Here is a 10,323-nt window from a genome sequence, read left to right on the forward strand (position 1 = left end):
CACCGCGTCGTCCCGCGCGCCTTGCCAGATCACAAAATCCCGGCGCTCAGACGATTCCAGCCAAAGACAAACAGCTTTAGAGCAATGCCATCGAAATGCCTGCCCCGGACCCGATCCGGGGTTGGGAACCGGTTCCGCGTCGGGAATTGCGGCTGAAAGCTACGAGTCCTGGCCGGCCTGCCGGGCGCCGCCCATCCGCCCGAGCGCGTCGCGCATGCGCCGGCCCACCGGCTCGCGCTCGGTGACCGGCAACATGTCCGCGCGCACCTCCGCGCTCAGGTCCAGCGACGGCCGCACGCCGATATCGTCGAAATGCGCATCGAGAAAGTCCTGGGCCGCCGCACGCCCCAAATCGCGCATCCTGGTCAGGAACGCCCATTCGGCATTGAGCTTCGATGACGCCGAAAGGTCCTTGACCACCGGGTCGGCGGCGATCCGGTGCATGCGGATCGCGCGATAGTCGGTCCCGTCGAGCCGCCCGTCCGCCACCAGCCGCCGCACGAACTCGATCGCCCTGAACTCGCGCAAAAGGCCCGCGTTGAACGTGATCTCGTTCATCCGGTCCTGGATTTCCTGCGCGGTCCTGGGGGTCGTCCGCCGCTCGATCGGATTGATCTGCACGAGAAGGCAGTCGGCCGTATCGGTCTGGTAGAAGAACGGATACAGCACCGGGTTGCCGCCGAACCCGCCATCCCAATAGGGGACGCCGTCGATCTCGACGGCCTTGAACAGCGTCGGCAGGCAGGCCGACGCCATCACCGCTTCCAGGCTGATCTGCGCGCCGCCGAACACGCGCGCCTTGCCATTGTGCACATTGGTCGCCGAAACGAACACCTTGAAGGCGCCGCACGCATGCACCCTGTCGAAATCGATCTGGGCGGCCACCACCTCGCGCAGCGGATTGATGTCGAACGGGTTGGTGTCGTAGGGCGAGAACATGCGGCTGAAGATATCGAAGAGCCGATAGCTCGGCGAATTCTCATAGCCGTAATTGCCGAACCAAAGATCGGCCGGCGTGCGCCGGATCGCCGAGAGACGGCCCTTGCGCGCGATCGCCGCCCAGAAGTCGTGCAGGCATTGGCGCGCCCCCTCCGGCCCGGCCCGGCAGTGGCCGTCGGCGAGCGCGACCGCGTTCATCGCGCCGGCGCTGGTGCCCGAAATTCCCGCAAAGCCGAGCCGGCCGTCTTCCAGAAGCGCATCGAGCACGCCCCAGGTGAACGCGCCATGCGATCCGCCGCCCTGGAGGGCAAGATTGATCCTTTTGCGGTTCGTATCGCTGGACGCGGGCGCCATTCCACAAGCCTTTCCCGATCCGGGCCGACGTCAGAGCGCGGTCCAGCCGCCATCGACGGAAATGGTCGTCCCGGTGATCTGCCGCGCATGCTCCGAGCACAGGAACGCGACCGTGCCGCCCATTTCCTCGACGGTGGCGAAGGTTCGCGTCGGCTGGCGTTGCAGCATGACCTTGTCGAGCACCTCCTGGCGCTCCATGCCGTGCGCCTTCATCTGATCCTCGATCTGGTTTTCGACGAGCGGCGTCAGCACGTAGCCCGGACACACCGCGTTGCACGTGGCGGCCACCCTGGCCTCGGCGAATTCGAGCGCGATCGTCTTGGTCAGGCCCACGACGCCATGCTTGGCGGCGATATAGGCGGATTTGTAGGGCGAGGCGGTCAGCCCGTGCGCCGAGGCGATGTTGACGATCCGGCCCCAGCCCCTTTCCTTCATCATCGGCACGGCGACCGCCGCCGTATGGAAGGCCGAGGACAGGTTGATCGCGATGATCGCGTCCCATTTTTCGGCCGGAAAGTCCTCGACGGGCGCGACATATTGAATACCCGCATTGTTGACCAGAATGTCGACCGAACCGAACCGTTCGGCGCTCTTTTCGACCAGCGCGCGTGCTTCATCGGGCTTGGAAAGGTCGGCCTTGATGTAGGCGGTCGCATTGCCGTGGGTCCTGCCGATCTCGTCGGCCAGCCCATGGTCGTTCCCATTGTCGGTGAACGAGTTGAGCACCACATTGTGGCCTTCGGCGGCGAGCGATCTGGCGATGCCCAGCCCGATGCCCGAGTTCGACCCGGTGACGATGGCGGTCCTGATGTGGTCGCTGGCCATGGCTTCCCCCGATCCTGCGGCATGTCGTTGCGCCGCAGCATAGGCGCGCCGCGCGGTCTTGTCATCGCCATGGAGACAATGCGAAGGCGCTTTTCGCGCCGACGGCCGCCAGGGGCGTGGCGCGCCGATTGCGGGCGCGGCGTCGAGCCGCTAAAAACCGGCATGAGCACACAGGAGCCGGCCATGGACTATCAGTCAGCCCCGCTGCCGCGCCGCAGGTCCGTGCCGGTCGATGTCGGCGGCGTGATCGTCGGCGGCGACGCGCCGGTGATGGTCCAGTCCATGACCAACACCGACACGGCCGACATCGACGCCACCGTCGCCCAGTGCGCGGCGCTGCACAAGGCGGGCTCCGAGGTGGTCCGCATCACCGTCGACCGCGACGAGAGCGCCGCCGCCGTGCCCAGGATTCGCGAACGGCTCGAACGGCTCGGGCTCGACGTGCCGCTGGTCGGCGATTTCCACTATATCGGCCACAAGCTGCTCGCCGACCATCCCGCTTGCGCCGAGGCGCTCGCCAAGTACCGCATCAATCCCGGCAATGTCGGCTTCAGGGACAAGCGCGACCGGCAGTTCGTCGAGATCGTCGAAAAGGCGATCGAATACGACAAGCCGGTGCGGATCGGCGTCAATTGGGGTTCGCTCGACCAGGAGTTGCTGACGCGGCTGATGGACGAGAACCAGGCGCGGGGCTTTCCCATGTCCGCCGACGAGGTCACGCGCGCGGCGATCGTCCGGTCGGCGCTTTTGTCGGCCGAACGCGCCGAGCAGACGGGCCTGCCGCGCGACAGGATCCTCCTGTCGGCCAAGGTCTCGCGCGTGCAGGACCTGATCGCGGTCTATACGGACCTCGCAAAGCGCTGCGACCACGCGCTGCATCTGGGCCTGACCGAGGCCGGCATGGGCTCGAAGGGCATCGTCGCTTCCTCGGCGGCGCTGGCGATCCTGCTGCAACAGGGGATCGGCGACACGATCCGCATTTCGCTGACGCCGGAGCCCGGCGGCGACCGCACCCGCGAGGTCCAGGTCGCCCAGGAGCTTCTCCAGACGATGGGGTTTCGCCAGTTCGTGCCGGTCGTCGCCGCCTGTCCCGGCTGCGGCCGCACCACCTCGACGGTCTTTCAGGAGCTTGCCCAGAAGATCGAGGGCGACCTGCGGCGCAACATGCCCCTGTGGCGCGAGCGATATCCCGGCGTCGAGGAGCTGAAGGTCGCCGTCATGGGCTGCATCGTCAACGGGCCGGGCGAGAGCAAGCACGCCGATATCGGCATCTCCCTGCCGGGCACCGGCGAAAGCCCCGCCGCGCCCGTCTTCATCGACGGCAAGAAGGCATCCACGCTGCGTGGCGATGACATCGCGGCGCAGTTCGAGGCCATGGTCGCCGACTATATCCAGGCGCGCTTCGGCCGGAGCGACGAGAACGCGGCAGCCTGAAAAGGCCCTAGAGCGGTTTGCCTTTAGCTGGAATCGTCTGAGCGCCGGGATTTTGTGATCTGGCAAGGCGCGCGCAATGCCGCGGTGTGATCACCGCAAGGCGCGCGCAACGCCGCCCAGAGCGCAAAAGACCAAGCGCGGGCGATGTGCGGCTATCATGTGATTTCAATGTGTTGCCGGCCTCCGGCTTGGACGTCTTTTCCCCCGGCAGCGTCGTTAAAAGCCTCGCGCGATCGTCGGACCGTGCCGCGGTGTTTTCCTCGCCTCGGCGAAAAACCCTGTCCATCAATCCACTCCCATCTAAAGACAAACCGCTCTAGGATGTGTGGAGATTTAGCGCATTCGTATGAAGGCAGCGACGATAGCGATCATTGATCGGAAGTTGCGGTCGGTTTTTTCGGCGCGCATTGCAATGGCCTTGAACGCCTTGAGTTTGGCGAAGAAGTTCTCGATCAGGTGTCGCCATTGGTACATGTCCTCGTCGATCACCCGTGGTGCCAAGCGCTGGGGTCGCTGCGAGATGACGACCTTGGCCCCGCGCTCGTCCATCTCCTGCACGATCCAGTTGGCGTCAAAAGCCTTGTCGGCGATGAGCGCATCGAAGGTGATGCCCTTGATCAACGGCGCCACACCGATCGTGTCGTAGCGGTGACCAGGCAGCAGATCAAAGCGCACTAAATTGCCCAGCGCGTCGGTGAGGGCAAGGATCTTGGTCGTCCACCCACCCTTGGACGCCCCTATCGCCTGACGCTGAGTCCCCCCTTAGCGCCGTGTCCATGGCGATGGACCGGAACGATGGTGGCGTCGACCATGGCATATTCCATGTCGGGGTCGTCCGAGACCGCCTCGAACATGCGCTCCCATACGCCCACCTTGCACCAGTCATCGAAGCGGCGCCACACCGTGTTCCACTTGCCGAACATCGCGGGCAGATCACGCCATGGACTGCTCGTCCGTGCTTTCCAAAGCACCGCCTCCACAAACAGGCGGTTGTCGGTCCCGCCGCGGCCCCGGTCACCGGTCTTGCCCAAACAATGCGGCTCCATCACCGCCCATTGCGCATCTGTCAAAACCAATCGTAGCACCGCTTGCTCCCATCAAAAGCAAACCTGAATCACATTCCAACCGAAAACGGAATCCCAAATCTCCACAAACCCTAATCAGGAGCCCAACCAAACATCCGATACTCGACTTAAGAGTTGATGACGGCGTATCTCTGGACAACAAGTTGCAATATCTCCTTGGGCGGACACGGATGCGCCGCCAGAGGAAGCAGGCTTTAGCTTCGGGGCAAAGTTTCATGTCATTGCAGCATGAGCAACGCCAACCCATTTCGCTGCTTCAAGACCTCATCAAAGATCATCCGCCTAGAGCGTTCGGGAAGTTCTCCATTCGGGTTGGATCGGGGAGACTGGAGTTACCACACTTCAGCGCTCATCGGAGGCCCGAATGAACATTCATAGTGAGCCATTGATGCGCCACTGGTTCGAGCAAAATGGCGAACGCCCGTCTGACGCCGCGCCGTCGAGAGGAAATGGCGTTGTGCGTCATCGAAGGGCGGCTGACCAAGGCGCAGGCGGTGCGGGTCTACGGTGTCTCGGCCAAGATCGTCGCCAGCTGGGTCGAGCGCTACAAGGCCGAAGGTCGCGCGGGCATGGCCGATCGTTCCTCGCGGCCACGCTATAGCCCCAGCGCCGTCGATCAGGCCATTATAGATCGCATCATCGCATTGTGCCGCCAGCGCTGGACCGGCCAGCACATCGCCATGGAAGTGGGCGTAGCGCCGACGACCGTCAGCCGTGTGCTCAGCCGCGCCGGCCTGTCGCGGCTCAAGGACACCAACCCGGCCGAACCGGTGCGGCGCTATGAACGAAAGCGCCCCGGCGAAATGATCCATCTGGATATCAAGAAGCTGCGCCGCTTCGAGCGGGCGGGCCACCGGGTCACCGGCGACAGAACCGGCCAATCCAATCCGCGTAAGCGGGCCTGCAAAGGGCTATGGCTGGGAGTTCGTCCATGTCTGCGTGGACGACCATTCACCGCTGTCATGCACCCAGATCCATCCTGATAAGAAAGCATCAAGCGCCATCGCCCACCTCAGGGCGGCCGTCGCCTGGTATCGATCCATGGGCATTCAGGTGGAGCGGGTCATGACCGACAACGGCGCTTGTTACACATCCCATGCCTTCGCTGCCGCCTGCACCGAACTCGGCCTGCGCCACATCCGCACCAAACCCTACACGCCCCGTACAAACGGAAAAGCAGAAAGCCTCATCCAGACAGCGCTCAGGGAGTGGGCCTACGCCCGCGCATACCAAACCTCCGATCAGCGCGCAGCCCATCTGCCCATCTGGACCCACATGTACAATTGGCACAGACCCCATGGCGCCATAAAATCAAAACCACCGATCAGTCGCCTCGCCCTCAACCGCGACAACCTATTGAGGCAACACACCTAGAGCGCGCTATCGCGCGACGTTGCGATTTTTAAAGAAGGCGCATGACCGTGAAAGCGAGATTGAAGACAGACAACTGGCTGAAAAAGAACAGGGCCGCAGCGTTGGCCAGTGCAGTCAGGCCGTAAATCCATCGCCAGGTCCGTGCCGAGATCATTGCCCGATGAACGTTGCCGGCCGCAATCAGGACGGCTAATCCAATCCCCAAGCTGAACGCAAGGGACGGCCGCCCGACCACGGTCAGCAGCATTCCAGCACCGACCGGCACAACCATATTGATCATCAAGTAAGTGAGCGTTTCTTTCATGTTCGATCCGGGTTTCTTTCTGGCTGTTCATAGCGTTTTCCGTAACGCGATCCGCCAACGCCATACCGGGCTTGATGCCCGTTCATGTCTCCACCGCCTATCTCAGAGCTGCTATCGCTGGGTGCTGGTGATTGGTTCGGATTGCCGCGCCGGCCTTTTCGCGGCCGGCGCGGTGTCGTTTGCTAGGGTGCGATCATGCGGTCATAGTCTCCGCGCGTGCGCAGGGTGAAGGTCACCGGCGCGTCGGTGCGGTTGCGCCAGAACCAGCCGTGATTGCCGGTGAAGGCGGCGACGAGGTTTCCGGCCTGGCCGGGCACGCCGCGCCCCTGTTCGTAGGAAATGCGCTGCCCGCTGCCGTCGCCATGGGTGTCGTAGTTAAGGATCGATCCGTTGGCGGTCCATTCGAACTGCGCACGGGCGCCTTCGCTCATGACGAGCTTGATCTCGATGCCTTGTGTCGGCGCCAGCGTGTAGCTGACCTCGTCGCGCCACTGCGGCAAAGCCGGTTCGGGGGCGGGGGCCGCAGGGGCTGGCGCGGGCGATGGCGGCGCGACGGGTCGCGGCGGCTGTGTGCCGAGGATCGCGGCAATGCCGGCGATCTGGCCTTCCAGCGCGTCGAGCCGTGCCAGAAGTTCCGGATCGGCCGAGACACGCTCGGCCGCCGCCTGCGCCGCCAGAACGGCGTCCTCGTCGGCGGCCTCCTGATAGAGCTGCTGCTTGATCTCGCCCATCTGGGTCAGCCCCATCACCCGGCCCAGGCCGGTCGGGTCGACGCCATATTCCGAAGGCAGCCAGAACAGAACCAGGATGGCCAGGGCGGCCGCCGCCGAACCGATCGTCGCCCGCAGGAGGCCGCCGGAGGTGGCGTTGACGCCCTGGATATGGCCGGCCGGCGGGCGCCGGCCCTGTCTTTGTTGCTGCGCGCTGGCGCTCTGGCGGCGCTCGGCGCGCACCTGGGGCGCGGCCGGGTTGATACGGTCATGGGAATGGTTGGTCATGTGTCGTTCTCCCGCCGCTCACGCGGCCACGAAATAGCCGGTGATCTGAAGACCCATCAGGGCGAACCCGGCGCTCATCATCAGGACGTTTGCGGCATAGGCCTGCCGCGCGAAGGAAGGCATGGCGCGCCAGTAGGTCATCACCAGCAAGATGGCCGCGAGCGCGAGAAGCTGGCCGACCTCGACGCCGACATTGAAGGCGATCAGGTTCGGCCAGAGCCCGTCGGGGGAAATCTCGTAGTCGATGATCCGCGAGGCGAGGCCGAAGCCGTGCAGGAAGCCGAACAGCAGTGTGGCGATCTTGGTGGAGGGCTGGAACCCGAACCAGAGCGGGAACGCGCCCAGATTGTCGAGCGCCTTGTAGACCACCGAAAAGCCGATGATGGCGTCGATGATGTAGCTCGAAATGCCGAAGTCGAACGCGACGCCGAGCAGCATGGTGGTCGAGTGACCGATCGCGAACAGCGACACATAGATACCGATCTGCTTGTAACCGTAAAGGAAGAAGATCACGCCGAACAGAAACAGAAGGTGATCATATCCCGTCACCATGTGCTTGGCGCCGAGATAAAGGAACGCGATGAGGTGAACGCCCGTCACCTCCTGGATATAGCCCTTGTCGCCGAGCGTGACGGCGTGGGCGAAGGCCGTCTCGGCGAGGCAGAAGGAGAGCGCGAAGGCGATGAGGAGCACGGTCGCGCGGCGCGCGCCGGCCCCTTGCCCGCCCAACGCGGCGGATATGAATGTCATGGGATGATCCTTGTGCGAACAGTCTGACGGTGCGCCCGCAGGCGCGGTCTGGGTGCCGTTCAGACGGGTCGCGGCGGACGCATCGGCCCTTCGGGCGCCATGTGCCGGAAAGCGTCGCTCAACGCGCATCGCGCCCTGTCGGGCATCTGCCCGGGTCCATTTTCGGCCCTGCAAATCAACGCCTGAAGCTGGTGATCGTGATCGGCGGGATTGTGGCTTGCAAACGAGCCGCCCTCATGGCCTTGCTCGGCCACGCCGTCCCCATGATGATGATCGTGGTCGTGGGAATGACCGTGCGCGCCGATATCCCCGCCGGTCTGCGCCGTCATCGCCACGGCTGCCATATGGGCGGCGGGACCATGCGTTGCGATGACGATAAGCGGCGCAACGATCAGCGCAAAGGCGGCCGTCAGCGCGATGAGGCCGCGCGCCGCATGCAAGATCGTGCGATGGACGGGCTTCTTGACCAAACCTGACTGTCTTTTCGACATGCCCCTGCGAAGGCTTGCTACATCCTCCGGGGGAGGTTAATCAAGCCTTAATGACGCGTGAAAACCGACATGCGACCCATCCCGGTATCGTCAAGCGGCTGAAACGCGCCGATGGTCATCTTCACGCCGTCATCGCGATGATTGAGGATGGGCGTTCCTGCCTTGAGGTTACCCAGCAGCTCCAGGCCGTCGAAAAAGCCATCGCCGGCGCGAAACAGGCGCTGATCCACGACCATATCGATCATTGCCTCGACACGGACAGCGACCGTGAAGAGCTGAAGGCCATTTCGAAGTTCTTGTGAGTGCCCGCCATGCTGAGCGTTCTGAAGAACCGCACCTATCGCTGTCTTTTCGCCGCGCAGGTCGTCGCGCTTGTGGGCACCGGCCTTGCGACCGTGGCGCTGGGACTGTTGGCCTGGGACCTCGCTGGCGGCGATGCCGGCCAGGTGCTGGGCACGGCGCTGGCGATCAAGATGGTGGCCTATGTCACGCTGTCGCCGGTGGCGCAGGCGTTTGCCGACCGGGTTCCCCGGCGCACCCTGCTCGTCGCGCTCAACATGATCCGGGCCGGCGTCGCCGCGGCGCTGCCCTTCGTGACCGAGATCTGGCAGATCTACGGGCTGATCTTCCTGCTTCAGGCGGCATCGGCCGGGTTCACACCCGCCTTTCAGGCGACCATTCCCGACGTGCTGCCCGACGAAGAGGACTACACCAAGGCGCTGTCGCTGTCGCGACTGGCCTATGATCTGGAAAGCCTGTTGTCGCCCATGCTGGCGGCGGCGCTTTTAACGGTGGTGAGCTTCCCGGTCCTGTTCGGCGGCACGGTGATCGGCTTTGCCGCCTCGGCGCTGCTGGTGCTGTCAGTCACCTTGCCATGGCCGAAACCGGACACGCAGCACGATGTCTTAACGCGCATCACCCGTGGAACCCGCATCTATCTGGCGACGCCACGGCTGCGGGCGCTGCTGGCGCTGTCCTTTTCCGTCGCCGCCGCCGGCGCCATGGTCATCGTCAACACGGTGGTTCTGGTGCGCCGGGACCTTGGCCTGACGGACGAGGCGTTGGCGCTGACGCTCGCGGCCTTCGGCGCAGGCTCGATGGTCGCCGCGCTCGGCCTGCCGCGCCTTCTGGAAACCCGGAGCGACCGGCGCGTCATGTTGATCGGCACGGCGGGCATGACGCTGGCCCTGGCCGCGATGGGCGCTGCGGGCGCGGTCTACGGACTGCGTTGGGACTGGCTGCTGGTCGCATGGTTCCTCGCGGGCGTGGGCTATTCGGCGGCGGTCACGCCGTCCGGGCGCCTGCTGCGCCGTTCGGGTCATGCGGAGGATCGCCCGGCCTTGTTTGCCGCGCAGTTCGCCCTGTCCCATGCCTGTTTCCTGATCACCTATCCGCTGGCCGGCTGGCTGCAAGCCGCCCATGGCAGCGTCACGGCGATGCTGACGCTCGCCGCGCTCAGCGCCATAGGGCTGGCGGCCGGCATGCTGCTCTGGCCGCGTCACGACGCGATCGAGATCGCCCACAGCCATGACGATCTTCCCGCCGACCATCCCCACATCGCCTCCGGCGCCCGGCACAGCCACGCCTATGTGATCGACGATCTGCATCGGCGCTGGCCAGCGGACAGGGAGATCGCGCGCGGTGTCTAAGTCGAGCGATTCAAAGCGATGCTATTCGCTCGTGCAGGTCGGAGAGAGGCCCTGCCAGATGAGCCTGATCGTTTCGCGCCGACGCTCCCCATCGGGCGGCGTCTTGAGCAGGGCGGCGGA

10 protein-coding genes and 1 pseudogene are annotated in these 10,323 nt (G+C 64.5%); 5 read left to right on the top strand and 6 right to left on the bottom strand.

All coding sequences use genetic code 11. The features are described 5' to 3' along the window. Window positions 1-159: 159 nt before the first annotated feature. Together AC5E6L_RS09910 and AC5E6L_RS09915 are read right to left on the bottom strand one after the other, a co-directional pair. Entirely contained in the window at window positions 160-1,293 is a 1,134-nt protein-coding gene (locus AC5E6L_RS09910) for a patatin-like phospholipase family protein (RefSeq protein ID WP_491230748.1), read from the bottom strand. A 30-nt stretch (window positions 1,294-1,323) separates the two neighbouring features. Beyond that, on the bottom strand, window positions 1,324-2,118 hold the full coding sequence (locus AC5E6L_RS09915) for a 3-hydroxybutyrate dehydrogenase (protein WP_491772966.1): 795 nt from the start codon (window positions 2,116-2,118) through the stop codon (window positions 1,324-1,326). Window positions 2,119-2,301: 183 nt separating this feature from the next. On the opposite strand from AC5E6L_RS09915, the gene ispG reads away from it, so the two are divergent. Then, window positions 2,302-3,552, top strand: coding sequence for a flavodoxin-dependent (E)-4-hydroxy-3-methylbut-2-enyl-diphosphate synthase (gene ispG / locus AC5E6L_RS09920; protein WP_491772968.1), 1,251 nt, complete (start codon window positions 2,302-2,304; stop codon window positions 3,550-3,552). Window positions 3,553-3,885: 333 nt separating this feature from the next. On the opposite strand, the gene AC5E6L_RS09925 is transcribed toward ispG, so the two are convergent. After that, a protein-coding gene (locus tag AC5E6L_RS09925) for an IS5 family transposase (protein WP_491772981.1) occupies window positions 3,886-4,598 on the bottom strand; the annotation gives its coding sequence in 2 pieces (ribosomal slippage) (window positions 3,886-4,316 and window positions 4,316-4,598; 714 coding nt in all). 449 nt (window positions 4,599-5,047) lie between these two features. Here AC5E6L_RS09925 and AC5E6L_RS09930 point away from each other — a divergent pair. Then, window positions 5,048-6,011, top strand: a pseudogene (locus AC5E6L_RS09930) (IS481 family transposase). A gap of 28 nt (window positions 6,012-6,039) precedes the next feature. Here AC5E6L_RS09930 and AC5E6L_RS09935 read toward each other — a convergent pair. From AC5E6L_RS09935 to AC5E6L_RS09945, 3 genes are all read right to left on the bottom strand, one after another. Next, window positions 6,040-6,315 (bottom strand): hypothetical protein, encoded by a 276-nt coding sequence (locus AC5E6L_RS09935; RefSeq protein WP_491772970.1) that lies wholly within the window; start codon window positions 6,313-6,315, stop codon window positions 6,040-6,042. Between the two features lie 182 nt (window positions 6,316-6,497). Beyond that, window positions 6,498-7,313 (bottom strand): hypothetical protein, encoded by an 816-nt coding sequence (locus tag AC5E6L_RS09940; RefSeq protein ID WP_491772972.1) that lies wholly within the window; start codon window positions 7,311-7,313, stop codon window positions 6,498-6,500. An 18-nt stretch (window positions 7,314-7,331) separates the two neighbouring features. After that, window positions 7,332-8,063, bottom strand: coding sequence for a HupE/UreJ family protein (locus AC5E6L_RS09945; RefSeq protein WP_491230505.1), 732 nt, complete (start codon window positions 8,061-8,063; stop codon window positions 7,332-7,334). Window positions 8,064-8,164: 101 nt separating this feature from the next. On the opposite strand from AC5E6L_RS09945, the gene AC5E6L_RS09950 reads away from it, so the two are divergent. The 3 genes from AC5E6L_RS09950 (at window position 8,165) to AC5E6L_RS09960 (ending at window position 10,203) form a co-directional block, all read left to right on the top strand. Beyond that, window positions 8,165-8,539 carry a hypothetical protein gene (locus AC5E6L_RS09950; protein WP_491230504.1) on the top strand — a complete coding sequence of 125 codons (375 nt, stop codon included), beginning with the start codon at window positions 8,165-8,167 and terminating at the stop codon, window positions 8,537-8,539. Window positions 8,540-8,604: 65 nt separating this feature from the next. Then, entirely contained in the window at window positions 8,605-8,856 is a 252-nt protein-coding gene (locus AC5E6L_RS09955) for a metal-sensing transcriptional repressor (RefSeq protein WP_491230503.1), read from the top strand. Window positions 8,857-8,865: 9 nt separating this feature from the next. Continuing rightward, entirely contained in the window at window positions 8,866-10,203 is a 1,338-nt protein-coding gene (locus tag AC5E6L_RS09960; RefSeq protein WP_491772975.1) for an MFS transporter, read from the top strand. The last annotated feature ends 120 nt before the right edge of the window (window positions 10,204-10,323 follow it).

The sequence above is a fragment of the Roseitalea sp. genome (assembly GCF_984466335.1).

Coding starts and splice junctions, on each gene's coding strand:
- AC5E6L_RS09915 (WP_491772966.1), bottom strand. CDS start 2,118: ATGGCCAGCGACCACATCAGGACCGCCATCGTCACCGGGTCGAACTCG.
- AC5E6L_RS09935 (WP_491772970.1), bottom strand. CDS start 6,315: ATGAAAGAAACGCTCACTTACTTGATGATCAATATGGTTGTGCCGGTC.
- AC5E6L_RS09955 (WP_491230503.1), top strand. CDS start 8,605: ATGACGCGTGAAAACCGACATGCGACCCATCCCGGTATCGTCAAGCGG.
- ispG (WP_491772968.1), top strand. CDS start 2,302: ATGGACTATCAGTCAGCCCCGCTGCCGCGCCGCAGGTCCGTGCCGGTC.
- AC5E6L_RS09960 (WP_491772975.1), top strand. CDS start 8,866: ATGCTGAGCGTTCTGAAGAACCGCACCTATCGCTGTCTTTTCGCCGCG.
- AC5E6L_RS09945 (WP_491230505.1), bottom strand. CDS start 8,063: ATGACATTCATATCCGCCGCGTTGGGCGGGCAAGGGGCCGGCGCGCGC.
- AC5E6L_RS09940 (WP_491772972.1), bottom strand. CDS start 7,313: ATGACCAACCATTCCCATGACCGTATCAACCCGGCCGCGCCCCAGGTG.
- AC5E6L_RS09910 (WP_491230748.1), bottom strand. CDS start 1,293: ATGGCGCCCGCGTCCAGCGATACGAACCGCAAAAGGATCAATCTTGCC.